This window comes from Sphaerochaeta sp. (genome assembly GCA_022482495.1).
In the GTDB taxonomy this organism is placed as follows: domain Bacteria; phylum Spirochaetota; class Spirochaetia; order Sphaerochaetales; family Sphaerochaetaceae; genus RUG023.
The window spans coordinates 1-24,839 of sequence record JAKVPA010000002.1; the positions used below are offsets into that span (position 1 = coordinate 1).

Here is a 24,839-nt window from a genome sequence, read left to right on the forward strand (position 1 = left end):
TATTCGGATTCATCCGAGTCGGTTTTATCCGAATAAAAACACCATATTCTGAACGCCCATCACGAATCTCAGGTCCTCCGCTTGCCTCTGGTACATCCGGCTGGTATATTTTTTGCATCCCCGCCACGGCGGACATACGAGGAGATACCATCATGAAACACCGCTTATTGCCCATCCTTGCCCTGCTTCTGCTGCTGTTGGCCGCCATCCCGCTCTTTGCCGCGGAAGAGGCGTTCACGTTGGAAGAGCTGGCGACGTACAACGGACAGAACGGACAACCCGCCTACATCGCCGTGGAAGGCGTCGTGTATGACGTCAGCAACAGCTCCCGGTGGAAGGCGTGGACGTCACAATGGGTTTCAGGCGGGAAACGACCTGACGGAAGAGATTGTCGGACGATCCCCCCATGGGAAGATCGTCCTCGGCCGCTTGCCGGTCGTCGGCACGCTCACTGAATCCATCGTCACCGAAGAACCCCCACAGCGGCCAACCGGCAACCTGTACGCCATCCTCGGCCTCATTTCCGCGTTCCTGATCATCCTTATCACTTCTCCCTACTGGGTCCGGATGCTCTGCACCAAGGTGTTCCATGTGAAAGGGACCGGGTATCTGAAAACGCTGAAGGTGCTCAAGGCCATCCACAAGCCGGCTGCGTTGGCGCTGCTTGTGATCGCCGCATTCCATGGATACGTGGCTCTCGGCGCGCTCCGTCTCCACACCGGCCCGTTCGCCTGGCTGGGATTCTTCGTCACGGCGATCCTCGGCCTGCTGTTCTTCCTGGAGAAGAAACCAAAGCTCCTGAAGGCGCACCGGACGGCCGCCTTGGTCGCCATCCTTCTGGTGCTCGTCCACCTGCTCTTCCCCAACCTGTGGGGTTTCCTGGCATAAACGAACACTGGCATATCGCTTGGATATGCCAGTGATCACTCTTCTGAGATGTGGGTGGATTATGGAGCTGGTCGGAATCGAACCGATGACAATCAGATTGCGAACCTGACGCTCTACCAACTGAGCTACAGCCCCGTAGAAAACCAACGTAACTACATATACAGGGAAACGCCCATAATTTCAAGGGGTTTGGTGCTGAATGAATTCCGAGGTGAACGTGATGGCTTTGACGGAGAGTTCCTCGCACAGATGCGGGGGATCGTTGTCAGTAAACCCACCGGGACGAAGTTCCCTGCACCGAAGCGAGCCGAACGTCTGGGTGAACGCCTCGGCAAACTGGTTGCAAACGGAAACGACCGCCTCCTCCGACCAGCCTTTCTCGGTGAAATAGACCCCGAGGAACAGCAGGGAACCTTCCACCAGACCACACTGGTCGCGGTGTCCACCGGCGCCATGCATCCCCACCGCGGCTTCCCACAGTTGCGGCTGAAGCTCCACGCCGTACAGATTGGACAGCACCCACAGCGCGGTGCGGGCGCAATTCCAATCGTGGACGTAATAGGCATCATGCACTTGTTCCGCAATAGTAGGTTGTCGCATACCATCAAGATACGAAAAGGGAAAACCAACGGCAAGTTGCCAATTCGGACGGTTTCTCGTATAGTTTTGGAAGGAGGCCCCTGATGCCTGACGTGAAGGATATCCTGTTGCTCATCAAACCATCACTGCAGGTGTTCTGTTTCATCGTGCTCACCCAGTTCGCCGCCTCCCTGGTCGTCGACCATATGGACGAAAAGAGCCTTGAGCGATGGCGTCAGATTTTGCACAGCCACAACTGGGAGAAGAACGGAGATGTCTACCAACAGTTCTTCGATGTGAAGAAGTGGAAGGACCGTCTGCCGGAAATGGGGGACAACTCCCCCAACCAGTTCCGCAAGACACGGATGAACACCACCGACCCGATGTACCTGTACATCTTCATCCTGGAGACGGTCCGGGCGGAGATGTGCCATGGACTGGCCTTCATCTTCGGCATTCTGGTACTGATGAACAACCCCACCGTCCCCGGCCTGTTCTTCCTCCTGCTGTACATCACGCTGGTCAACGTCCCGTTCGTCATCATCCAGCGGTTCAACCGCCCCCGCCTGGAGCGGCTTCTGGAACATATCGTCAAATCCCACCAGGGCGTGTTGATCCCCAAGGAAAGCCTGTACACTTGAAAAAGAGGGGGACCCTTGCGTGCCGTCCGATGTTGGAATACCATGGAGTATCATGACGAAGTATGTGCTGTCCTCGGCAATGAGGAGGCTTGTCTACCACATCAACAAGGAATCCTCGTTCGATCCCGCGACGCTCACCCAGGATCGTATTGATGAGATGAACTCCAGTTCATCCATCAGCAGGGGATACCTGAGGATTCTGGGCAAGTACCCCAGCAACATCGAGAACGAGACGTTCATCATCCCCGTCCAGGACGGCGTGGTGACCGGATACTACTTCCGAAAGCGTGGGGTCCGCGACATGAGCGACGCCACCCCGTTGATCCTGTTCTTCCATGGCGGCGGCTGGGTGTTCGGCAACATGGCCCTGTACAACAACTTCTGCGCGCGGCTTTCCGACACGCTTCACGCCCCCGTACTCTCCGTCGATTACCGTCTCGCCCCCAAATACAAGTTCCCCACCGCAGTGGAGGATTGCTATTCCACCCTGCTGTGGGCCGCATCAGGATGCCGGTACTGGAAGATCGACCCTGACCGGATCTACCTGTTCGGAGACTGCGCTGGCGGCAACCTGGCAGCCGTGGTCTCCCGACTGGCACGGGACCGCAAAGGGCCGTCCCTTGCCGGTCAGATCCTCCTGTGCCCCATCACCGACGGACGGATGCGGACGGAAAGCTACGAGCAGTACAAGGATTCCCCAACGCTGACCGACCGGCAGATGGCTTTCTACATCTCCAAGTACGCCAGGGAACCGAAAGACACACTGAATCCCAACTTCTCCCCCCTCTTGGGGCTTGACCAGTCACGCCTTCCGGAGACGTTGATCATCTCCGCCGAGTACGATCCCTTGAAGGATGACGGCAAGCTGTACGCCGGTGCCTTGAAAGCGGCGGACACCCCGGTGAACTACCTGGAGGTCTCCGGAGCCGTTCATGGTTTCATCCGCTACCCCCAGGCTTCCGGGACGGACGAAGCGATGTGCGCCATCTCCCAGTTCGTTTCCGGCAGACCGGTCGGACAGGTGACGCTGCAGAGCTTCAAGACCTACGAGCAGAATCTCAAGCGGGAGAAGAAGGAGATCAAGCGGAAGAACAAAGGCTACATCTCCATCGAGTCTCAATAGTGGGGAGGCCGTCGGGACGGGATGTCTTCCGTCTCCTCTTCCATCAGGGCGTCAAACCGGCCTTTCAGCTTGTCCACTTGGTTCTGCAGGACCCCCAGTTCTTTGGCCTGGTCCGCCACCACCTCGTTGAGCTCCGCCACGGCACGCTCCATATAGGCGAGCTTCGTTTCGATCTGTTCCAAACGTTTGTCGTCCATATTGCACCCCTTGTTGCTTTTTTCTTGCATCAGCAACAATCATGGTATACGATATGTTGCAATTAATTGCAAGAAAAAAAGGAACGAATGATGAAAGGGGAACGTGTCGCGCAGTTGGAATTGCTTCTGCACAGCCACCCGGAAGGGTTGCGTCGTGCGGAGATCGCCCGAAGACTCGGAGTACACCGCTCGACCATCAGCAGGTATGTGGACGCGCTGAAAGGTCATGTGGACATCTACGAAGAGAACAACTTGATCAAGATCAAGGAAAGCGAGAGCGATTCCTCCAACCTGGATCTCTCCGTCTATGAGAGCCTGGCGTTCAACATGAGCGCCGAAGCGCTGGCGCAGAACAGCGAGTTCCAGAACCCCCACCTGGCCTCAGGACTGAGGAAGATCGCCATGAACATGCGCGCCTACGCCCCGAAGGTCAGTGACAACATCATTCTGCTTGCCGAACAGATCGACAAACAGATCCAACAGAAAAAAGGAAACGGACAGTTCAACTCCGTCCTCGAGGTGTTGATCGACAGCTGGGTGTCCGGTCGTATCGTGAAGATCACGCAGAAGGACGGCACCGAGACGGAGCTGGCCCCGTACTTCATCGGCTTTCGGGAAGATGAGAACAACAAACGCAACCCGATCTCCGTCACCGGACGCCTGCGCCACACCCAGGAGATCGTGACCATCGACATCACCACCATCGCCGGCGCGACGATTCTGGATGAGACGTACACCATTCCGGACAACCTCAAGCCGTTCAAGATCCCCACCAAGCAGACGGACTACTCCAGCGCCGACACCATCTCGCTGAAGCTGAAGATCAACGAATCCAGCGCGCTGAACGTGTTCCGGGACCTGGACCACAGCCCGGAGCAGATCGAAAAACATGATGGTTACCAGATCGTCTCGTTCTCTGTGGAGAATTCCTTCATGCTGACGCTGAAGATCATCCAGTGCGGTCCCAGCGTGGAAATCCTGGAGCCTCAGAGCTATCGGAAGAAATTCTGTTGCCTTCTCAAGGACATTCTTGCCGTCTACGAGCCAAAATCGTGACTGCGCTCTTGTCTCTTTCCCCCGTTCAGTTTATCTTGTGGGAGGAGGTACTACCATGAAGAAGTACGAATGCAGCATGTGCGGTTACGTGTATGATCCCGCGATGGGCGATCCGGATAACGGCATCAAACCGGGAACGGCCTTTGAGGATCTCCCCGATGATTGGATCTGCCCCCTGTGTGGAGCTTCCAAGTCGGATTTCGTCGTCAGAGCCGACTGATCATACTTGAACGAGACATGACATGTCCTGTGGATTTTCCCGCAGGACTTTTTTTTATTCGTTCTGCACGATCTCCCGGTTGATCTCCTTGTCCAGCCGCTCATCCTCCGTGATGATCACCTTGCTCTCGTCGAAGAACGTCGAGCCAAGGAAACAGCCAAGCATCAACGCCAGGAAGAACGAGATCATGTGGCGGAACTCCAGGATCGTCTCGCTCATGGTGAACACCAGGATCAACGCTCCCACACCCTGGGAGAAGAACACCATGTGGCTCTGCACGATCTCCTCCGAATTGGGATATCCCATCTCAGCCGCGTACTGCAGGCCAATGGGGATGGCGCTGAAGGCGAAGAACCCGAAGATCACCGCACCGGCGTAGGACATGGCGGCATTCCGGGAGAAATAGAGCAGCAACATGCCGGGCAGGCTCAATCCCAGACAGCCGGCGAACAGCACTTTCCGTTTGCGTACCGCGTCGGATACGGCAGGCAGGATGAACGCTCCGACGGCGCCAGAGAGGATCATCACCAACCCAAAGCGCGCCGTAGAACCCAGATTCAGTTCGGCGGCGATGAAATCGATCTTCACCAGCATCGCCATGATCACGCCCCAGGAGATGGCGAATACGGTGATCATCCCACGTACCGTACCGATTCTCCCGATGGTGAGGAACGCCTTGAGATACGACTCATCGGCAGGCTCGACCAACGACGAAGGCGTGGGCGGGTTTTCCCGGATCAACAACGCGCCGACAACGGCGAACCCTGAGGAGATCATGCTGTAGATGGCGACCAGGCGGGGGAACGAACCATCCCGCATCAGATACGGGGAGAAGACGACGTTGAACGCGATGGCGATGTACTGGCAGGCGGAGACCAGACCGACGGCCATCCCCCGCTCCCGGATGGGGAACCATCGGGCGACGGTGACCGTCGCCATGCTGAGGATGATGGCCTGGGCCATGGACAACACCGCCTGGCTGACCAAAAGGAACGTGGGGGACTGGACTTCCAGCACCTTCATCGCGCTTCCCAGCACAACGAGAATCGAGCTGATGCGAAGCGATATGGTGATGCCTGCCTTGTGGATCAATAGGGAAGCGGGAATGGCGAAGACGATGAACCCACCCATGTAGATGATGGACATCAGGTCGACGATGGAGTACCTGCCCCGTTGCCAGGAGGCGTCATAGAACCGGTTGGCGACTCTTCCGATGGGCGAAAGCGCCATCCATTGGATCTCCACGGCAAACACCAGCAGAATCAAGGCAAGAAGGATCAGCCATCGATACCGATACGCGCGGACGCTTCTCATATCTTACCATCATAGTCAAAAGCAACCGATTTGTATATCATGAAACCATGACAGAAGATATCAGACAAACATTGCTCCAACGCAGAAGTGTCCGGGCATACCTGGACAAACCGATCTCACCGGAGGACAAAGCCTCCATTTTCCAGGCGATTCTCCGCGCCCCCACGGCGGGAAACATGGCCTTGTACTCCGTCATTGATGTGCAGGATCAGGAAACCAAACAGAAACTTTCCGCCATCTGCGACCATCAGGAGATGATCGCACACGCGCCGCTTTGCCTGGTGTTCGTCGCCGATTACCAGAAGTGGGTGGACTACTTCCATGCCGAATCCAGCCCGCAGAAGAGCGGCAAACAGTGGAGGGATCCCGGCTATGGGGATCTGCATCTGGCCATCCAGGACTCCATCATTGCCTGCCAGAGCGGCGTGGTGATGGCAGAGAGCCTGGGCATCGGCTCCTGTTACATCGGGGATGTGATGGAAAACGGCGAGGAACTACAGAAGCTGCTGGACCTTCCCCGTTTCACCATGCCCTCCTGCATGGTCATCATGGGCTACAAGCATCCCGCGCCCAACGCCAAGCTCAAGGCCCGTTGCCCGGAGGAAGACATGTTCATGACGGACCGCTACCGGAGACGGGACAAAGAGGGGTTGGAACACGCCTACGCCCAGCAGGAAGATCAGGACCGTGCCGCAAACCGGCTCCCCTTCGGGAACACCGGAACCATCGCCGACTACTACTACGGCAGGAAGTACATCTCCCCCTTCATGGAAGAGATGAACCGTTCCGTCGCCTGGTGGTTCGACCGCTGGAAAGAAGCGCTCTCATGACCATACGGCCGTTCACCGGCGCCGATGTCCCTGCGATGACCGCCATCTGGAACGATGTGGTCAAGGCGGACAACGCCTTCCCCCAGACCGATCCGATGGGCCCAAGGGAAGCGAACGCGTTCTTCCACAGCCAAAGCCTCACCGCCGTGGCGGAGGACCAGGGCGAGATCGTCGGCCTGTACATCCTCCACCCCAACGGCATCGGACACTTGGGCAAAAACGCCAACGCAAGTTACGCCGTCCGGGCGGACAAACGGGGAACGCACATCGGGGAGGCGCTGGTCACCGATTCGCTCCTCCAGGCGAAAGCGCTGGGCTTTCATAATCTGCAGTTCAATGCCGTGCTGGCGTCCAATGCGCCGGCACTGCACCTGTACGCAAAACTGGGCTTCCGCAGCATCGGCATCCTGAAGGACGGATACCTGCACGATGACGGCACCTGGGAAGATCTCAGGCTGTTCTCCCATCCCCTGTAGACAAAGAAAAACCCGACGCTTTCCCAACGCCGGGCTTCTCACGCTCCCCCTGTGCTGAACTCCTTCGTCCAAAACATCCGCCGTGCAAAGGCGGGGGTCAGAAGATGACTTCTTCCATCTCCTTACACCCATACCTTACCCCATTTACGGGATGCTGACCATGCGCTTTCTGATAATTTGTTGATTTACAATGACTTGAACCTGTCAGATGTGGGGATGTCAAAGCGTGCAACTTCTCACATCGAACATACCTCTTCTCCCAAAATGTATCAGGTAAATCCCAACTTCTTACACCAGAAAACAGGAAACCACGCATCCATTCGCCGATTTCCCCTGTTTTCCAACTATGTCAAACCAGCAGTTCTGACAATTGTAGCAATCACCAAAACCCCATTGTTCTGTCAAACCATCAGGACGTGCCCAGCAGGGTGAGTTGCGTATCCAGCGAACGGGTGTATTCCTCCGCAAGGCCCCTATCACTGATGGACAGGATGGTTCCCGTCTGTGCCCGGAGCCAAGAGAGATGTCCATACCTGCCACGGGTGTGGATGGAGAATTTCCACGTTCCATCCGGTTGCTTCTGGAGCGTGACGAACTCCTTTGGCCAGGCGCGCTGCGCCTCAAACCACCCTTGACGGGAATCCAGCACCACCTCCACATCCAGATACGCGTCCTCCAAGGCGATGCCGAAAGGATCGGCAAGGAGGGATGCGGGATCATACTGGAGGACCGGTCGCTTTGTCTTCCCGTCCACCACGATGTCCCGAAACCGTTCGATGGCGTGGATCACCAGGTGCTCTTCCGGCACCGTCACGTCATAGACGTACGTTCCGTCCGTGGTGAAGAAACAGCACAACGGGAAGATCTGATACCGCTTTTCCTTGCCCTGTCCAGGAGAGACGTAGGTGACGGTACAGCTCTTCTGTTCCTTGATGGCCCCAAGCAACACGGCAAGATGGGAGGCGTCCTCCGGACGGGTAAGTTTGGGAACATGGTCCCCGCTGATCATCACGCCGCTTCCCCCCCGTGGCGAGGAACGTCCCGGAAAACGCGCCGAAACTGCGGATCTTCTCCGCAAGGGACGCGCTCCATGTCTTCAGCGTCGGGTTGCGTTCCAACAGGGACAGGAGCAGCAATACCTCCGCTTCCAGATCACTCAGGGAGAAGGTCTTGATCAACGGCTACATCCGTGGGTCGTCGGATGCCCGCACCACGCCATCAATGGCCAGGGCCGATCGTATCTCCTTGGTCTGCGCATCCCGCTCCGGCGAGGCGTCCACCGTCCCAACACCGTCCTCAGGCGTCCATAGTCGACCTCATCCCCATCCGTTCCCGCTTCCAGTTCTTCCCATTTCTCCCGCTCTCTGGAAGAAAGAGCGTCCCGTACGGCGCGAGCAGACGGGAGAGCATCGGGCGGAACGTTTCCATCCCGAGCACCTTGCCCAGGAACGAGAGGAACGGGGCGTTCCATCGATGGTGGTCCGCCAGACGGCTGGCGTACTGCCTCCGCATACGCAGGCTTAATCCTTGGAGCCCGGCATCCACCCGGAAATTCCGCATTCCCGTGTCATCTTCCCCAAAATCCCTTCGCATCATCCGCATCATGGGCCACTCCTGACCTCCAGGTTATTCCCAAACCGTGACATTACCTGTCTCGGAATAAGAATCATGGTGACCCCTCGTTTCCATCATCCGGGTGATCGCCATATACCACCGGTCGGGCGTCACCACCTTTCCAAACAACGCGGGATAGGGAAGCCACACCGTCAGGACGTGGTAGCCGATCTCCGGCATGAGATATGCATGGCAGTACAGCGAGACGTCTTGGCAGGTGAAATCCTCATCCACGTCAAAACGATCCCACGAGATCCGGTTGTACAAATCGCCCCCCCCCACGTACAGGACGAGACTGGGACGGTAGCGTTGCAGAAGCTGTTGGAACGCCGCGTCGGACCGACGATACTGCTGCATCGATCCACACGCCCGCGCGCTACTCAGCGCCACGGACAGATAGTTGGCGAAGACGATTTCGTTCCAACCACTCTGTTGGAATGGCAGAGGAATCTCCGTCTCCACATGCAGGCCAAGCAGCATCCGCGTCACAAAGGTGAGGAGCGGGTGGTCCATCTTCCGGCATTCCGTCACGGTACGCCAGCAACAGGCAGGCGTCCGTGTCTGCGGGCACTTTCCGTCCATACCACAGACACGACTGCCATACAGACAGATGTTGGTGTTGCCCAGGACCATCACCTTGCCCCACCGGTGCATCCGCTTGCCATAATTTGGTCCCACCCACGGCAGGAAGAACACATCCGGCAACATGTCCACCGTCCCCCGCAGGGAATCCCCATGGGGACAGTATCTTCCCGTATCCCCGCACAACCCGTCGTGGTAATACCCACACACCATCTTGCACCCTCCAGTTTCCAGGGTAGCACGGAAGTGTGTCATCTCATGTCGCTGTTGATGAATGGAAGGGAAGAAAGCAGACGCGCCGCCATCCCGGCGATGCACTCCGCCCCATACAGGGAAAGGTGGGTGTTGTCCTCCACGCCATCGGGATAGTTGGGCCAGATCCCCTGGTTGAACAACCTTCGGCTTGCCTCTTCCCCAAGCGCATCCAGCAGGTGGAGCGTCGGGGTGGTGAGATCGAAGAACGGGACGCCCAGACGAACCGCGACGGCGGCCATCGCCCAGGGGTATTCCCCCAGGGTATCGTACGCTTTCCCCTCCCGAAATCTTCTTCGTTCGATGGAGGAAAGCAGGACGGGAAACGCACCCTTCATCCGGATCCGGGTGATCATATACGCCAGATTCTCCCCATAGGTGGTCCATGGCCAGGTGTGGCGTGCCTCATCCGGTTTGTCCTCATTGTGGCCGAACTGGATGACCACCCAATCCCCGGAGGAAAGAGAAGAAGCAAGACGTTCAAACACTCCGCCAGAGAGCGCCAGACGGCTGCTCAGCCCATTGACGGCGCGGTTGTCCAACCGCCAGCCCCAGGCGAGGAATGGAGCGAAACACATCCCCCAGCCGGCCTCCGGCCACGCATTTGGCATCTTCGTCGCGCAGGTGGAGTCTCCCAGAAGAAATACGGTACCCATGGCTCCAGTGTACGAGAAAGAACCTGATGTTGCCAGAGGAATCAAAAAAGGACCCTCCCCGAAGGGAGAGTCCCCAAAATCCTGATTCAGGCAACGCCTTACATCAGCGGTCCGACTTTCTCGTAGAAGCTCAAGCGATGCTTTGCATCCTCGGCTGCCTTTGCGAAGAGTTCGTCCGCCTGCGCGGGGTTGACCTTGCGAAGCGAAGCGTACCGTACCTCTCCATCCAGGAAGTCCTGATAGGGTTTGGTTGCAGGAGCGGTCTCCCACTTGAACTTCTCCCCTTCGGGCTTGTCCGGGTTGTAGCGGTACAACGGCCAGTATCCGCACTCCACAGCCTTCTTCTCTTCTTCCTGGCTGTAGCGCATATCCTTCACGCCCTGTTCCTTGCACGGAGCATAGCAGAAGATGATGGCCGGGCCATTGTAGGCGATCGCTTCCTGCATCACCTGCTGGGCCTGGTTGCGGTTGGCACCCAGAGCGATGGACGCCACGTACACATAGCCGTAGCTCATGCACATGAAGCCCATGTTCTTCTTGCCCAGCTTCTTGCCGCTGGCCGCGAACTTCGCGACTGCCGCAAGCGGCGTGGACTTGGAAGCCTGCCCGCCGGTGTTGGAGTACACCTCGGTGTCCAGTACCAGAATCTTCACGTTCCGGCCGCTGGCCACGACGTGGTCGACGCCGCCGTATCCGATATCGTATGCCCATCCATCACCACCGATGATGAACACCGTCTTGTCGGAGAAGTAATCCTGCAGCTCGGTGAGCTTGGAGAGGATGTACTTCATCTCCGGCGTCTTGGCCTTCTTCACCGCTTCGGCGAGAACCTTCTGGGTCGCTTCCTGAGCGTCGATGGAAGCCTCCGTCGTATCGTCCCACAGCTCCTCGTTCTTGGCGATGGCAGCCAGCAGGTCTTTGTCAGCATCCGGCATCGCCTTGAACTGGTCGATGTAGATCTTCAGCTGGTGGCGGTTGCTGTCCACGGCAAGGCGCATACCCAGACCGTACTCGGCGTTATCCTCGAACAAGCTGTTGCCCCATGCGGGACCACGGCCATCCGGGCGCTTGGCATAGGCGGTTACCGGGAAGGTGCCGCTGTAGATGGAGGAACAACCGGTCGCGTTGGCGACGATCATCCGCTCTCCGCAGATCTGGGTCGCCATCTTGATGTACGGCGTCTCTCCGCATCCAGCGCACGCACCGCTGAACTCGAACAACGGCTGTCTGAGCTGCAGACCCTTGATGGTCTTCACATCAGAACCGTCCGTCAGGTACGGCAGGCTGTCAAAGAACTGGCTCGCCTCATCCTGACCGTCAGCACGGGCCTGAGCGAGCGGGACGAACTTCAGGGCCTTCTCCTTGGTCTTGGTGGCCTTGTTGAAGCCCAAGCAGGTCTCGACACAAACGCCGCATCCCTGGCAATCCTCAGGATACACCTGAATGCGGAAGCGAAGGTTCTTGTCGTTCTTGAACGAAGAGACCAGCGTATCGAAGTTCTTCGGCGCCTTGGCCAGATCCTCCGGGGTGATCTGCTTGACACGGATCGCCGCGTGCGGACAAGCCTGTACGCACTGGTTGCACTGGATACAGTTGGAGCTGATCCACTCAGGTACGAACGGCGCGACACCACGCTTCTCCAGCTTTGCGGTGGCCGTCGGAACGGCACCATCGAAGCTCATCGCGGAAACGGGGATATCGTTACCCTTCATGTGCATGATCGGCAGCATGACGTCCTTGGCGTAGGTGGAGGCATCCTTTCCGATCAACGGCGCGGGCTCATACCACTTGGTCGGCTTGGCCGGAACGGGGATTTCCTTCAACGCATCGCTGGCGGCGTCAACCGCGGCCCAGTTCATCTTGACGATCGACTCTCCTTTCTTGGAGAAGGTCTTCTCGATGTAATGCTTGATCAGGTCGATGGCTTCCTTCTGGTCGGGAATCACCTTGGAGATGGCGAAGAACGCCGCCTGCATGACGGTGTTGATCCTCGAACCAAGGCCGACCTTCTCGCTGATGGCGAGCGCGTCGATGCTGTAGAAGTGGATGTGCTTCTTGATGATCTGCTCCTGCATCTCTTTGGTCAGCGTCTCGAACACCTTGTCCGAAGGCACCTGGCTGTTCAGCAGGAACACACCACCGTCCTTCAACGGGGCGAGCATATCATAGCGGCCGACATAGGCGGGGTTGTGGCACGCGACGAAATCGGCGCGGTCGATCAACCACGGCATGTCCAGGTTGCCCTCACCGAAGCGAAGATGGCTGACGGTGATACCGCCGGACTTCTTCGAGTCGTAGGCGAAGTACGCCTGGGCGTTCATCTTGGTGTTGTCGCCGATGATCTTTACCGAGTTCTTGTTCGCGCCGACCGTTCCGTCGGAGCCAAGGCCCCAGAACATACAGGCAACGACGCCCTTCGGAGCGACATCAATCGGATCCCCGACGGGGATGGAATGATGCGTCACATCGTCGTTGATGCCGACGGTGAAGTTGCCGAACGGATCATTGCTGGCCAGGTGGTCATACACCGCCACGGCGTGGCTGGGCGGGAAGTCCTTGCTGGACAGACCGAAGCGTCCGCCGATGACCAGAATGTCCTTGCGGCCCATCTGCTCCAGAGCGGTGACGACATCCAGGTACAACGGCTCGCCGAGGCTGCCCGGTTCCTTGGTGCGATCCAGGACAGCGATCCGCTTGACGCTCTTGGGGATGGCGTTGACGAACGCATCCGCCTTGAACGGGCGATACAGCCTGACCTTCATCACACCGGTCTTCCGACCATGCTCGTTGAGGTACTTGCTTGCCCATGTCATCGTGCTGGCTCCACTGCCCATGACGATGACCATATCCGTCGCGTCCGGATCTCCGACATAGTCGAACAGATGATACTGCCGGCCGGTGACCTTGGCGACTTCGTCCATGTATTTCTGTACGATGCCAGGAACGGCGTCATAGTACTTGTTCACCGTTTCACGGCCCTGGAAATAGACATCCTCGTTCTGCGAAGCGACCTTGAGCATCGGATGCTCCGGGCGCTGGGCGCGAGCGCGGAACCGCTCGATGTATTCCTCGTTGACCAGCGGCTTGATGTCCTCATACGAAATATCCTCGACGGTCTCGTACTCGTGGGAGGTGCGGAACCCATCAAAGAAGTTGAGGAACGGAACCTGCGCTTCCAACGTGGAAAGATGAGCGACAAGCGCCATATCCATGGTTTCCTGGATACTGCCGCCGACCGTCATCGCGAATCCGGTGCTCCGGCACGCCATGACATCACTATGGTCACCGAAGATGGAAAGGGACTGCGCGGCCAATGAACGAGCGGACACGTGGAAGACGGTCGGAATCATTTCACCGGCGATCTTGTACATATTCGGAATCATCAGCAACAATCCCTGGCTGGCGGTAAACGTGGTGGTCAGTGCACCAGCAGCGAGAGAACCATGCACCGCACCAGCGGCACCAGCCTCGGACTGCATCTCCATGATCTCCACCTTCTTACCCCACAGGTTCTTGCGACCGGCAGCGGCCCAAGAATCCGCATATTCCCCCATCGGGGAACTCGGGGTGATCGGGTAGATCGCGGCAACTTCGCTGAAGGCGTATGCAATCTGCGCGGCAGCGGTATTGCCATCGATAGTAACCAATTTCTTGTTACCCATTTTCACACTCCATATCGTAAAACATTCGATAATGGTTCTTTCAAACCATCCCTTACACATGCCAAAGGTCGGGGAAGTTTTTCCCCGATCACCAATAATAATACTTCACCTCGGTTTGGTTTGCAACAGAAAGCAGGAAGTTCTTGGCAAGGTAATGAAAAAAGTCCCCCGGAAACCCGGGGGAATCCACCGATTCAAACCGATGTCATCAGCACTCGCTGTGCCCGCAGGAGAAGCACTTCTTGCATCCTTCGATGTTGACGAACGTGGCGTTGCCGCACACCGGGCAGATATCCGCCGTGATGCTGCTCTTCGACGTATCCAGGCCCAGATCCAGCTGGCCTTTGGCCTCCGGCTCATCATCCTCGTCAGGCAGGTGCGCCTCGGGATTGTCCGTTCCGCCCTGCTCCATGCCCATGTGTTCCTGCAGCACCTTGGCCACGGCATCCGGCAGGCTCATCACCCGGTTCTTGCCGAAACCCATCGGCCGGCCGCTGCCAATGCCGTTCAGCTGGGCGATGATGGCGTCCGTCCGCTGTTTGGGCGTCAACGGGCTTGGCATGCGCAGCACCAGGCTGATCAACCGGCCCAGACCCTCGGCGTCCGCGGCGACATCGCTGCCCGCCTTGCCGACGTTGATGAACACCTCGAACGGATTGTTGCTGTGGATGCCGTCACTGTTGACGGTGATGTACGCCGTTCCGATCGGCGTGGAACGCCGGTAGGTGATGCCGCTGACACAGGAGGAACGCACCCGGGCCTTGGGCTCGGCGATGACCACCGGCTTTGCCTCCGGCTTCTTCTCCTCGTCTTCCTTCTTCACCGTCAGCACCTGGGTGTCCCGCGAACCGTCGCGGTAGGTGGTGCCGCCTTTGCACCCCAGCTCATACAACAGCTCGTACAGCTTGGCCGTCTGCTCCACCGTGTAGGTGGCCGGCGTATTGCAGGTCTTGGAAATGGAGGAATCCACCCAGCGCTGGATGGCCGCCTGCACCCGCACGTGCCCCTCCGGGGAGAGATCCATCGCGCTGACAAAGAACGCCGGACGAGGCTTGCCCGGATTGGCCTTTACCCAATCGTCGTACACCTGCACCCGCTCGATGTTCGTCCCCATCCGTCCGGTCCGCTCCCATTCCCAGAAATAGTACGGCTCGATGCCGGTGGACGTGCCCACCATCGTCCCGGTGGTGCCGGTTGGCGCCTGGGTGAGAAGCGTGACGTTCCTTAGTCCTTTCTTGCGGATCACATCCTTGATGGCGGGATCCATGCCCTGCATGAAGCCACTCTCCAACAGCTTGTCCGCGTCAAAGTAGGAGAACGAGCCCTTCTCCTGGGCAAGATCGGCGCTCTCCAGATACGCCTCTTCACAGATGAAGCGGTACAGCTTGTCGATGAACTTCAGTGATTCTTCCGAACCGTAGGCCAGCTCCAGCTTGATCAACAGGTCGGCAAGGCCCATCGTCCCCAGGCCGATACGGCGCTCGCTCTGCTGCCGCTTGCGGTTCTCCTCGAAGAAGTACGGCGTGTCGTCGATGACGTCATCCAGGAACCGCACGGCATCCCGCACCGTCCGCTTCAGGTCATCCCACAGCACCTGTTTGTTCTCGACGAACTTGGACAGATTGATCGAACCCAGATTGCAGACGCCCCACGGGGGAAGCCCCTGCTCGCCGCACGGGTTGGTGCTCTGGATCCGGCAGTAGTACCAGGAGTTGGACATCTTGTTGTACCGGTCGATGAAGAACACGCCCGGCTCGGCGGACGCCCAGGCGCTTTCGATGATGTTCTGCCAGATGTCCCGCGCCTTCACCGTCCGATAGGTGATGACCTTCTTCCCATGGGCTTTCCACGTGGTCAGATCTCCATCCCACAAGCTCGTTGTACTGGGGGTCGGAGGTATCAGGGAACACCAGATCCCAATCCTTGTCCGCCTTGACGGCGTCCATGAAGTCATCGGTGATGCCCACCGAGATGTTGGCGTTGGTGATCTTCCCCATCTCCCGCTTGGAGTTGATGAAGTCGACGATGTCCGGATGCCAGACGTTGAGGATCAACATCAACGCGCCGCGGCGGCTGCCACCCTGCTCGATCAGGCCGGTGACGAAGCTGAACAGCGCGCCCCAGCTGACCGATCCACTGGACCGTCCGTTGACGCCCTTCACATAGCTGTGGCGGGGGCGGAGCGAACTGAGGTTCATCCCCACGCCGCCACCCCGGCTCATGATCTCCGTCATCTGCCCCAGACTGTTGATGATCCCGCCCCTGCTGTCCTTCGGGGAAGGAATGACGTAGCAGTTGAAATAAGTCAGGTTCTGGTCCGTTCCCGCACCAGTAAGAATCCGTCCGCCGGGCACGAATTTCCAGTCATCCAACAACCAGCGGAACTCCTTCTCCCACGCCCCGCGGTTTTCCTGTTTTTCCTGGGAAGCGATGCCACGGGCCACCCGGTCCAGCATCTGTTCGGGACGCACCTCAAGCGGTTTGTCGATGTCATCCAGCTTTACCGTGATGACGTTGCCATCGTTCAGCTTGACCGTCACATCATTGTCATCCCGGGCGGTCAACGTGCCGATCTCCCGCTGTCCGGTCTTCGGGTTGCTCACCGCGACGACCAAATCCCCTATCTTCAGGGTCTTTTTCTGTACGTCCTTCAGGGCATACCGATCCAGAAATATTTTTCTCCCCAGCGGGGACAACCTGTTTTTTTCCATGAGAAACTCCGAATTATAGTTGAAAACCTGTCCCTTACAGTACCATGCGAAAATGCGTTTTGCAAGTCCTAAACACACAACATTCATGGTCATGTTTTCATGATACCACTAGATATGGTGTAGTATCAGTTATATCGGTTTGATAGTAATCTGTAACAATTTTCATTTCCAAGGCGCTGTTGCGCCTCCCGCCAACTCCTTACAGGCAAAAAAATCGCGCCATTCGCACACTGTGCGCACCGAACAAAGAAAAACCGTCCGGAGTCCACGCTCCAGACGGGAAAAAAAGATGAAATAGTGTCTTTGGGAATCGGTCCTAATAGCCCAATTGGACCATGGCGTCGGCCACCTTGCGGAAACCGGCGATGTTCGCTCCTTTGACGTAGTTGATGTACCCGTCCTCCTGTCGCCCCTCACGGACGCAGGAATCGTGGATGGAACGCATGATGCCATGGAGTTTTTCGTCCACTTCCTCGGCGGACCAGGACAGGTGCATGGCGTTCTGGCTCATCTCCAACCCGGAGACAGCCACCCCGCCGGCATTGGCCGCTTTTCCCGGTGCGAACGGAATGCGATGGTCGATGAAATACTTCACCGCGTCCGCCTGGCAACCCATGTTGCTCGTTTCGACGACGTACTTCACCCCATTGGCGACCAACTGCTTGGCATCCTCCAGGGAAAGCTCGTTCTGGATGGCGCAGGTGAAAGCCATGTCCACCGGCACCTCCCACGGTTTCTTTCCCGGAACGAACTTTGCGCCGAACTGACGGGCGTATGGAGCGACGACATCCTGGTTGGAGGCGCGGAGCCGTTGCATGTACTCCCATTTCTCCGGAGAGCCCACCCCCTTTTCATCCAGCACATACCCGTCCGGCCCGCTGATCGTCACCACCTTGGCCCCCAGCTGGCTTGCCTTCATCGCCGCACCCCAGGCGACGTTGCCGAAGCCGCTGAGGGAGACCCGTTTTCCGGTGAACTCGTCGTGGTGCTCCTTCAAAAGCTCGTCGGCGAAATACATCGTGCCGAATCCGGTGGCCTCCGGCCTGATCAACGAACCTCCGTAGCCCAGCCCTTTGCCGGTCAACACCCCGGTGTTCTCCCCACGGATCCGCTTGTACTGGCCGTACAGGTACCCGATCTCCCGGGCCCCGACGCCGATGTCCCCGGCAGGAACGTCGGTGTCCGGTCCGATGTACTTCTGCAGTTCCGTCATGAACGAGCGGCAGAACCGCTGGATCTCCGCGTCACTCTTGCCGCGGGGGTTGAAGTCGCTTCCCCCTTTGCCACCGCCCATCGGCAGGGTGGTCAGACTGTTCTTGAACGTCTGCTCGAAGCCAAGGAACTTCAACGACCCCAGCGTGACGGAGGAATGGAACCGCAGTCCTCCCTTGTACGGACCAATGGCGTTGTTGAACTGCACCCGGTATCCCCGGTTGGTCTGGATACGTCCCTGGTCATCCTCCCAATCCACCCGGAACATGATCACCCGGTCCGGTTCGGTGATCCGCTCCAGGATCTTCTCCTCTTGATAGACGGGATTGTCGTTCACCATGTCGATGACGCTCTCCACCACCTCCCGCACCGCCTGGATGAACTCCGGCTGCGCCGGGTTCTTCCGCTCCAATTCCGCCATGAACGGTTCCAATTGATACATCTGGTACTCCTCAAACCCAGCCTAAACCCGCCCCTTCATTCTGTCAAACAAAAGTGTGGAATCCGTTGATTTCATCTCTGAATTCTGAAAATTCCATGAGTATTTTTTGAAATATTACATGTTTCGCATAATATATGAAAGAATATGCAGAACCTGTATTGTATGGTACGATACGGGTATGTACCAACTCGATCCCACCTGGCTTCCCTTCTCCAACCTGATGCTCCAGCACATCTACAACGTGCTGTTGATCTGCAGTGATTACGACCGGTTTCTCCTGGAAGAAGACGGCAGGGTGGAGGAAGAACTGTACCTGGAATACACCCAGCTGGGACTGTCAAATCCCCCGAAGATCACCCACACCTCCGATCCCGCCGAAGCGCTCTCCCTGCTGAAGGAGCGGAAGTTCGAGCTGGTCATCACGATGATCGACCTGCTGGACGAGCCGGTGGAGCGGCTCTGCGCCGACATCAAGGCGATCGACCCCGCCATGCCGGTGGTCGTCCTCTCCCCCTCTCCGACCCACCGTCGGAACAAGTACGTGAAGAGTCTGGGGACGGACAACATCGACTCGTTTTTCTACTGGCAGGGAAACCCTTCCATCTTCCTGGCCATGGTCAAGCTGGTGGAGGACCGGATGAACCTGGAGCACGACACCAGCGTCGCCGATGTCCAGGTGATCATTCTGGTGGAGGATTCCGTCCGGTTCTACAGTTCCTATCTCCCGTTGATGTACACCTGCCTGATCCAGGAGAACAGTTCGACGATCCTGGAGGCGCTGAACACCTGGGGCAAGCACCTCAGGATGCGCGGACGGCCGAAAATCCTCTTGGCGCGCACCTATGAGGAAGCTTCCAGCCTGTTCAACCGCTACCTCCGCAACATCCTCGGCGTGATCAGCGACATCGCCTTCTCACGGGGCGGCGTCCAGGACCAGAACGCCGGGCTTGAGCTCACCCGGGAGATCCACAAAAAAATGCCGGAAACCCCCGTGCTGTTGCAGAGCGCCGACGCCCAGCGGGAACAGGAGGCGGATGATCTGGGAGCCGCGTTCATCTGGAAACAGTCCCCGACGCTGTTGGCCGACCTGAACACCTACATGAACCGCCATTACGGCTTCGGCCCGTTCATCTTCCGGGAGCCGGAAAGCGGCATGGAGATCGCCCGCGCCTCGACGATGCGTGAGCTCCAGAAGATTCTTCCCACCATTCCTCCCGACTCGTTCGCCTACCACAGCAGGAGGAACGACTTCTCCCGTTGGCTTCGCGCCCAAGGTCTGTTCCAGCTGGCGTCCCGGGTGAAAGAGATCAACATCGACACGCACAACGACGCCCAGGCGACGCAGAAGCGGATCACCGAGACGATCCGCAGTTACCGTACCGAACGGGCCAAAGGGGTCATCTCCCTCTTCTCCCGGGATACGTACGACGAGACGCTGTTCTTCTCCCGCATCGGAAGTGGATCCTTGGGAGGAAAAGGCAGAGGATTGGCGTTCATCGACAAGGAGCTCAGGGCCAGCGGCCTGATGGCAAAATATCCCGACGTCTACCTGTCCATCCCCCGGACGGTGGTGATCAGCACCGACCAGTTCGCCCGGTTCATCCAGACCAACCATCTGGAAGAGGTCGTCTCCCAGGACCTCTCCGACGACGAACTCCTCCATCTGTTCCTCTCCTATCCCGTCCAGGATGACCTGTTGCGGGACCTCGGAGCCATCCTCAGCGTGATCCACAACCCAATCTCCGTCCGTTCCTCCTCCCTGCTGGAAGACTCCCATTTCCAACCGTTCGCCGGGGTGTACGAAACCTGCATGCTTCCCAACAACGGCGATGACGCCCAACGGCTGGAGGAGCTTGCCGATGCCGTACGGTGCGTCTGGGCCTCCACCTACACCCGCAGGGCCAAAGCATACATGCAGGCCACCGAGCACATGGTGGAAGAGGAGAAGATGGCCGTCATCATCCAGCAGGTGATCGGTTCCCGTCATGGTGCGTACTGGTACCCCAACATCAGCGGCGTGGCCAGGAGTTTGAACTACTATCCATTGAACGGAGAGAAGACCACCGACGGCGTGGGGATGATCTCCTTCGGCTTCGGCAAGGCCATCGTGGACAATGGATCGGCCTTCCGCTTCTCCCCGGTCCATCCCAAACGGCCCGCACAGTTTCTGGGAGGCACCAACACCAGTACCCAGTCGACGTTCTACGCCTTGCCGGACCGGCCGTATCGTCCGCTGGAGCATAATGCGGAGAATCTGGAGCTTCTGGACATCAGCCACGCCGAACAGTTTCCGGAAAGCCTGAAATACATCGCCAGCACGTACGACCAGGCATCCGGGACGCTCACCGAAAGCATCCGCGCCGAAGGACAGAAGATCATCACGTTCAACGGAATCCTGAAGTACGACGCGTTCCCGCTGGCTTCCATCGTGCGGGATGTACTGGAGCTGGGAACCCGTGCGATGAGCACCCCGGTGGAGATTGAATTCGCCGTGAACCTGAACCGGAAGAGCCCCAAACTTCCCGAGTTCAGCCTGCTGCAGATCCGGCCGATCGCCGAAGGGAATGAGCAGAGCGACATCACCATCACCCCAGAGGAGCGGGAAGAGAGCGTCGTCTGGTCCCCCATGGTGATGGGCAACGGAAACATCCAGGGAATCCAGGACGTCATCACCATCAAACCAGAGGCGTTCCGGCAGAACGAAATGCCTGCCATGGCCGACGAGCTGGATGGCCTGAACGCCGTCCTGGCGGCAAAGGGCAGGGAGTATCTTTTGATCGTCGTCGGGCGCCTGGGCTCCTGTGACCCCTGGCTGGGCATCCCCGTCTCCTGGAGCCAGATCTCCGGCAGCAGGGTCATCGTGGAGACCGGCTTGAAGGATTTCCAGGTGGAGCCCAGCCAAGGAACCCATTTCTTCCAGAACATGACCAGCCTGGGATGCGTGTACATGACGGTCAATCCAGCCTTCGGAGAAGGGACGCTCCACCTTGAGCGTCTCTCCCCCTGTTCCCTGGAAGCGGAGACCGCCCACTTCCGCCACTACCACACCCCCGCCCCGCTGTCCATCAAAGTCAACGGACATGACGGTGAAGGGGTGGTCTGCATCCAAGAGAAGGCTCAGTCCTGAACCAGCCTTAGCTTCTGCTTGGGGGATCTCCGTTTTTCCGGTTTGGTGTGTTCGGCGACCATCTGCTTGATGACAGGGTCGGACGAGTCACTCACCTTGGCGTATCCCAGCCGGGTCGCCAGAGCAGAGGTGGGAAGCGCTCCGGATTCGGCAAGGGTTGATACGATCATCCGCTTAATCTGCTGCTGGCTCCTTCTCCGCGGTGGCAACGGCAACGCCTGTCGGCTTCGTTTTCCCGGAAGGAACGCCGGATGGACGGGGAATCCACTCCCGTCACCGAAAACCGGGGCATGCCACGCGCTTCCTCCACTCCGATGATGAGGTATCCTCCACCCCAATGATCGCTATCGTTGGCAAAGGCGCAGATGGCATGAAGGATTGGTTCCGGATTCCAATTTTTCTTGTATGCAACGCGGGCGTTTTCCACCACCCGTTGGTTGATGACATCCGCAACAGACACCGGAGGGGACAGGGAGACCTCTTTTGCTTACCCCCTTTCATACCCCTTTACCATATCTTTGGGGGGAAGATGGATCAGAAGGAATACCACAAAAAGGAAGGAAACGCCTGGCAGTTCAGGTCCGGGCCGCCATCAGGGCGTCCCACAGGTTGTCATGGGGAGGATCGGCGGTGACGGTGATCTCTTCCTTGCGCACCGGGTGGAGGAACGTGACGCTTCGGGCATGCAGGCAGATGCCGCCGTCCGGGTTGCTGCGCGCAGCCCCGTACTTCAGGTCTCCTTTGATGTGGATTCCGATGGCGGCGAACTGTGCGCGGATCTGATGATGCCGTCCGGTGTGCAGGTGCACTTCCAGCAGGAAGTACCGCTCTCCCTGGGCCAGCACCCGGTAATCCAGCTTGGCGATCTTCGATCCCTGCTTCTCCACCGGGAGCGCGATGCTCTTGTTGGTCCGGGGATCGCGGATGATGTAGTGGACCAGCGTCCCTTCCGGTTTCTCCGGAAGCCGGTCCACCACCGCCCAGTAGGTCTTTTTCACCCCGCCGCCCTTGAACTCCTCGTTCATCCGGACCAGCGCCTTCTCCGTCTTGGTATAGATGACGATCCCGCTGGTCGGCCGGTCAAGCCGGTGGGGGATGCCCAGGTAGACGTTCCCTTCCTTGTGGTACGCATCCTTCAGATACGATCTCACGTCATCGGCAAGCGTGCGATCCCCCGTCTCGTCTCCCTGGACCAGTTCTCCGCACTTCTTGTTGAGGATGATCAGATGATTGTCCTCATACAGAATCCGGGATCCAATGTCAGCCATCCGTCTCCTCCCCTCCGTCCGCGTCATCAAACAGTGTCGGTGTCTGGCTTTCCGTGGTGACCACTTCCTTCACCGCGCGGAGCTTCAATGATTCGATCTCCTTGACGGTCAGCCGGTAGCCGCCCGCCTTGGAGCCACGCACCGCGTAGTCGCCGAAGTAGAATGTCTCCTCTTTGATCCGCATGCCCGGCTTGGGTTTGTACACCACCTTGAGCTCGGCGTTGGGAAGCGTGGAAAGCTTGAGCAGCTGGTAGTGGGTGTCATCCGGCAGCAACAGGTACAGTTTCTTCAGCTGGAACGACGTGATCCTGCACCGCTTGAGGAACAGGAACTTGGTCTTCTTCTCCCGATACAGGATGGTGAAGACGATCTTCTCCAGCTCATCCTTGTCGGCGAACCCGCAGTACAGCATCCCCTTTCCGACGAACTCCTTCTCCGGCGCGTCGATGACCATGTACGATCCATCCTTGCGGATGACCAGCACCCGGTCGAACTCGCTGACGGAGAGCATCGTCGAGCCATCCTTCACCGCCGTTCCCAGGTATCCGTTGACCGGATCATAGGTCAGGCTGAGGTTCCGCTGGGCCACTTCCTTCACGTCCACCGTCTCAAAGCTCTTCACCGTCGTCTTTCGCCGATGGGACGCGATGCCCAGGGAAGATTTCAGCATATCGATGTAGCCCAGCGAGTAGCCTTTCAGGTCGGCGAGCTTCGCCTCAACGTCCTTCAGTCCGTTGTTGATGGCGTCGATCTCCTCATGGTTCTTGGAGATGTCGAACAGCGAGATCCTGCGGATGGGGATCTTCAACAGCCGCTCCACGTCATCGTGGGTGATGGGATGGAGCAGTTGCTCCTCAAACGGCTTGAAGCCGGTGACCACCGCCTTCTCCACATCCTCTGCCGTCTTCTTCGTCTCGATCCGCTTGTAGATCCGCTCCTCGACGAAGATCCGCTCCAGGGTGCGGGCCTGCAGGTCTTCCAAAAGGTGCCGTTTCTTCAGTTCCAGTTCCTGGCGGAGGACGTCCATCAGATGGGAGGCGTGATAGCGGATGATCTCGCTGACGCTCATCACCACCGGCATGTTGTCCTTGATGACCAGCGGATTGACGCTGATCTTCGTCTCGCACAACGTGTAGGCGTACAGGCTCTTTACGATATCCTTGGAGAACGTGTTGCGCTGCAGGTCGATCTCGATGTTCACCTTGTCGGTGGTGAAGTCGGTGATGGACGCCACCTTGAGCTTGCCGTCCTTGGCAGGCCTTCTGCACCGAGTCGATCATCATTTCGCTGGTCACGCCGTACGGCAGTTCCTCGATGACGATCCGCTTGGGATCGGAGATGTTCAGCTTTGCACGGACGGCCACCTTTCCCTTGCCGTCATCGTACTCCTTCACGTCGACGATGCCCCCGCCGGGGAAATCGGGATACAGGGTGAACGGCTGGTTGTTGATGGCCGCCTTCATCGCGTCCAACACCTCGATGGCATTGTGCGGGAGGATCATGGTGGACATGCCGACGGCGATGCCCTGCACGCCTTGGATCAACACGACGGGGATTTTGGCCGGGAACGTCACCGGCTCCTTGTTCCGTCCATCGTAGCTGTCCACGTAGGTGGTCAGCTCCGGGTTGTACAGCACCAGTTTTGCGAACGGGAGCAGACGGCACTCGATGTACCGCGCCGCGGCGGCGTGGTCACCGGTCATCTCGTTGCCGAAGTTCCCCTGCCGCTCGATGAACAGGTCATGGTTGGCCAGGTTGACCAACGCCTCATAGATGGCGGCGTCCCCATGGGGATGGTAGCGCATCGCCCAACCGACGACGTTGGCCACCTTGTGGAACTTGCCGTCGTCCATTTCGAACAGCGAGTGCAGAATGCGCCGCTGCACCGGCTTCAGGCCATCGACAAGATCAGGGATGGCGCGGTCACGGATCACGTACGAGGCGTATTCAAGGAAGTACCGTTGATAGAGTTGCGGGGCTTGGGCCATC

Annotated in this window: 22 protein-coding genes, 1 tRNA gene and 1 pseudogene; 9 read left to right on the forward strand and 15 right to left on the reverse strand. The window is 58.2% G+C overall.

Going from position 1 to position 24,839, the window contains the following annotated elements; translation table 11 throughout:
- The first annotated feature begins 152 nt into the window (after window positions 1-152).
- Window positions 153-455: a hypothetical protein gene (locus LKE28_02660; GenBank protein MCH3907164.1), complete on the forward strand. Its 303-nt coding sequence runs from the start codon at window positions 153-155 to the stop codon at window positions 453-455.
- Complete coding sequence (locus tag LKE28_02665) at window positions 430-888, forward strand: hypothetical protein (GenBank protein MCH3907165.1); 459 nt, start codon at window positions 430-432, stop codon at window positions 886-888. Before LKE28_02660 ends, LKE28_02665 begins: the two co-directional genes overlap by 26 nt.
- A gap of 62 nt (window positions 889-950) precedes the next feature.
- Here LKE28_02665 and LKE28_02670 read toward each other — a convergent pair.
- Window positions 951-1,023, reverse strand: a tRNA-Ala gene (locus LKE28_02670).
- Between the two features lie 45 nt (window positions 1,024-1,068).
- Entirely contained in the window at window positions 1,069-1,488 is a 420-nt protein-coding gene (locus LKE28_02675) for a C-GCAxxG-C-C family protein (protein MCH3907166.1), read from the reverse strand.
- Window positions 1,489-1,571: 83 nt separating this feature from the next.
- Here LKE28_02675 and LKE28_02680 point away from each other — a divergent pair, with 83 nt between their 5' ends.
- Complete coding sequence (locus LKE28_02680) at window positions 1,572-2,108, forward strand: hypothetical protein (protein ID MCH3907167.1); 537 nt, start codon at window positions 1,572-1,574, stop codon at window positions 2,106-2,108.
- 52 nt (window positions 2,109-2,160) lie between these two features.
- Complete coding sequence (locus LKE28_02685) at window positions 2,161-3,231, forward strand: alpha/beta hydrolase (protein ID MCH3907168.1); 1,071 nt, start codon at window positions 2,161-2,163, stop codon at window positions 3,229-3,231.
- Here the strand turns inward: LKE28_02685 and LKE28_02690 are convergent.
- Window positions 3,225-3,428, reverse strand: a complete 204-nt coding sequence (locus tag LKE28_02690; protein ID MCH3907169.1) for a SlyX family protein — start codon at window positions 3,426-3,428, stop codon at window positions 3,225-3,227. The two genes, LKE28_02685 and LKE28_02690, sit on opposite strands and share 7 nt — an antisense overlap.
- Window positions 3,429-3,518: 90 nt before the next feature.
- On the opposite strand from LKE28_02690, the gene LKE28_02695 reads away from it, so the two are divergent.
- Window positions 3,519-4,484 carry a WYL domain-containing transcriptional regulator gene (locus tag LKE28_02695; GenBank protein ID MCH3907170.1) on the forward strand — a complete coding sequence of 322 codons (966 nt, stop codon included), beginning with the start codon at window positions 3,519-3,521 and terminating at the stop codon, window positions 4,482-4,484.
- A gap of 55 nt (window positions 4,485-4,539) precedes the next feature.
- Window positions 4,540-4,704, forward strand: coding sequence for a rubredoxin (locus LKE28_02700; GenBank protein ID MCH3907171.1), 165 nt, complete (start codon window positions 4,540-4,542; stop codon window positions 4,702-4,704).
- Between the two features lie 54 nt (window positions 4,705-4,758).
- On the opposite strand, the gene LKE28_02705 is transcribed toward LKE28_02700, so the two are convergent.
- Entirely contained in the window at window positions 4,759-6,018 is a 1,260-nt protein-coding gene (locus LKE28_02705; GenBank protein ID MCH3907172.1) for an MFS transporter, read from the reverse strand.
- Window positions 6,019-6,065: 47 nt separating this feature from the next.
- Between LKE28_02705 and LKE28_02710 the strand changes: the two genes are divergently transcribed.
- Window positions 6,066-6,848, forward strand: coding sequence for a nitroreductase family protein (locus LKE28_02710; protein MCH3907173.1), 783 nt, complete (start codon window positions 6,066-6,068; stop codon window positions 6,846-6,848).
- On the forward strand, window positions 6,845-7,324 hold the full coding sequence (locus LKE28_02715) for a GNAT family N-acetyltransferase (protein ID MCH3907174.1): 480 nt from the start codon (window positions 6,845-6,847) through the stop codon (window positions 7,322-7,324). The genes LKE28_02710 and LKE28_02715 overlap by 4 nt, the downstream gene beginning before the upstream one ends.
- Window positions 7,325-7,733: 409 nt before the next feature.
- Here LKE28_02715 and LKE28_02720 read toward each other — a convergent pair whose 3' ends face one another.
- The 7 genes from LKE28_02720 to gdhA form a co-directional block, all read right to left on the reverse strand.
- Entirely contained in the window at window positions 7,734-8,402 is a 669-nt protein-coding gene (locus LKE28_02720) for a WYL domain-containing protein (protein ID MCH3907175.1), read from the reverse strand.
- A 218-nt stretch (window positions 8,403-8,620) separates the two neighbouring features.
- The gene (locus LKE28_02725) at window positions 8,621-8,929 is read right to left on the reverse strand and encodes a hypothetical protein (protein MCH3907176.1); all 309 of its coding nucleotides are present in this window, start codon (window positions 8,927-8,929) and stop codon (window positions 8,621-8,623) included.
- A 21-nt stretch (window positions 8,930-8,950) separates the two neighbouring features.
- Window positions 8,951-9,733 carry a hypothetical protein gene (locus LKE28_02730; GenBank protein MCH3907177.1) on the reverse strand — a complete coding sequence of 261 codons (783 nt, stop codon included), beginning with the start codon at window positions 9,731-9,733 and terminating at the stop codon, window positions 8,951-8,953.
- 38 nt (window positions 9,734-9,771) lie between these two features.
- Window positions 9,772-10,428 carry a rhamnogalacturonan acetylesterase gene (locus tag LKE28_02735; GenBank protein ID MCH3907178.1) on the reverse strand — a complete coding sequence of 219 codons (657 nt, stop codon included), beginning with the start codon at window positions 10,426-10,428 and terminating at the stop codon, window positions 9,772-9,774.
- Between the two features lie 98 nt (window positions 10,429-10,526).
- The gene (nifJ, locus tag LKE28_02740; protein MCH3907179.1) at window positions 10,527-14,090 is read right to left on the reverse strand and encodes a pyruvate:ferredoxin (flavodoxin) oxidoreductase; all 3,564 of its coding nucleotides are present in this window, start codon (window positions 14,088-14,090) and stop codon (window positions 10,527-10,529) included.
- Window positions 14,091-15,670: 1,580 nt separating this feature from the next.
- Window positions 15,671-16,801, reverse strand: a complete 1,131-nt coding sequence (locus tag LKE28_02745; protein ID MCH3907180.1) for a hypothetical protein — start codon at window positions 16,799-16,801, stop codon at window positions 15,671-15,673.
- Between the two features lie 316 nt (window positions 16,802-17,117).
- On the reverse strand, window positions 17,118-18,455 hold the full coding sequence (gene gdhA / locus LKE28_02750) for an NADP-specific glutamate dehydrogenase (GenBank protein ID MCH3907181.1): 1,338 nt from the start codon (window positions 18,453-18,455) through the stop codon (window positions 17,118-17,120).
- Between the two features lie 178 nt (window positions 18,456-18,633).
- Between gdhA and LKE28_02755 the strand changes: the two genes are divergently transcribed.
- Entirely contained in the window at window positions 18,634-21,582 is a 2,949-nt protein-coding gene (locus LKE28_02755; protein MCH3907182.1) for a pyruvate, phosphate dikinase, read from the forward strand.
- On the opposite strand, the gene LKE28_02760 is transcribed toward LKE28_02755, so the two are convergent.
- From LKE28_02760 to LKE28_02775, 4 genes and pseudogenes are all read right to left on the reverse strand, one after another.
- A complete protein-coding gene (locus LKE28_02760) occupies window positions 21,573-21,752 on the reverse strand; it encodes a hypothetical protein (GenBank protein MCH3907183.1) in 180 nt (59 codons plus the stop codon). The two genes, LKE28_02755 and LKE28_02760, sit on opposite strands and share 10 nt — an antisense overlap.
- Entirely contained in the window at window positions 21,749-22,042 is a 294-nt protein-coding gene (locus LKE28_02765) for an ATP-binding protein (protein MCH3907184.1), read from the reverse strand. The genes LKE28_02760 and LKE28_02765 overlap by 4 nt, the downstream gene beginning before the upstream one ends.
- A 115-nt stretch (window positions 22,043-22,157) precedes the next feature.
- Window positions 22,158-22,850, reverse strand: a complete 693-nt coding sequence (locus LKE28_02770; protein ID MCH3907185.1) for an RNA pseudouridine synthase — start codon at window positions 22,848-22,850, stop codon at window positions 22,158-22,160.
- Window positions 22,843-24,838, reverse strand: a pseudogene (locus LKE28_02775) (DNA topoisomerase IV subunit A). The gene LKE28_02770 and the pseudogene LKE28_02775 overlap by 8 nt, the downstream one beginning before the upstream one ends.
- Window position 24,839: the final 1 nt, after the last annotated feature.

Bases quoted from the DNA above. Each gene is read 5' to 3' on its own strand.
- nifJ (MCH3907179.1), bottom strand. From the start codon at position 14,090: ATGGGTAACAAGAAATTGGTTACTATCGATGGCAATACCGCTGCCGCG.
- LKE28_02710 (MCH3907173.1), top strand. From the start codon at position 6,066: ATGACAGAAGATATCAGACAAACATTGCTCCAACGCAGAAGTGTCCGG.
- LKE28_02730 (MCH3907177.1), bottom strand. From the start codon at position 9,733: ATGGTGTGTGGGTATTACCACGACGGGTTGTGCGGGGATACGGGAAGA.
- LKE28_02680 (MCH3907167.1), top strand. From the start codon at position 1,572: ATGCCTGACGTGAAGGATATCCTGTTGCTCATCAAACCATCACTGCAG.
- LKE28_02735 (MCH3907178.1), bottom strand. From the start codon at position 10,428: ATGGGTACCGTATTTCTTCTGGGAGACTCCACCTGCGCGACGAAGATG.
- LKE28_02660 (MCH3907164.1), top strand. From the start codon at position 153: ATGAAACACCGCTTATTGCCCATCCTTGCCCTGCTTCTGCTGCTGTTG.
- LKE28_02675 (MCH3907166.1), bottom strand. From the start codon at position 1,488: ATGCGACAACCTACTATTGCGGAACAAGTGCATGATGCCTATTACGTC.
- gdhA (MCH3907181.1), bottom strand. From the start codon at position 18,455: ATGTATCAATTGGAACCGTTCATGGCGGAATTGGAGCGGAAGAACCCG.
- LKE28_02700 (MCH3907171.1), top strand. From the start codon at position 4,540: ATGAAGAAGTACGAATGCAGCATGTGCGGTTACGTGTATGATCCCGCG.
- LKE28_02770 (MCH3907185.1), bottom strand. From the start codon at position 22,850: ATGGCTGACATTGGATCCCGGATTCTGTATGAGGACAATCATCTGATC.
- LKE28_02685 (MCH3907168.1), top strand. From the start codon at position 2,161: ATGACGAAGTATGTGCTGTCCTCGGCAATGAGGAGGCTTGTCTACCAC.
- LKE28_02760 (MCH3907183.1), bottom strand. From the start codon at position 21,752: ATGATCGTATCAACCCTTGCCGAATCCGGAGCGCTTCCCACCTCTGCT.
- LKE28_02690 (MCH3907169.1), bottom strand. From the start codon at position 3,428: ATGGACGACAAACGTTTGGAACAGATCGAAACGAAGCTCGCCTATATG.
- LKE28_02705 (MCH3907172.1), bottom strand. From the start codon at position 6,018: ATGAGAAGCGTCCGCGCGTATCGGTATCGATGGCTGATCCTTCTTGCC.
- LKE28_02755 (MCH3907182.1), top strand. From the start codon at position 18,634: ATGTACCAACTCGATCCCACCTGGCTTCCCTTCTCCAACCTGATGCTC.
- LKE28_02715 (MCH3907174.1), top strand. From the start codon at position 6,845: ATGACCATACGGCCGTTCACCGGCGCCGATGTCCCTGCGATGACCGCC.
- LKE28_02745 (MCH3907180.1), bottom strand. From the start codon at position 16,801: ATGGAAAAAAACAGGTTGTCCCCGCTGGGGAGAAAAATATTTCTGGAT.
- LKE28_02725 (MCH3907176.1), bottom strand. From the start codon at position 8,929: ATGATGCGGATGATGCGAAGGGATTTTGGGGAAGATGACACGGGAATG.
- LKE28_02695 (MCH3907170.1), top strand. From the start codon at position 3,519: ATGAAAGGGGAACGTGTCGCGCAGTTGGAATTGCTTCTGCACAGCCAC.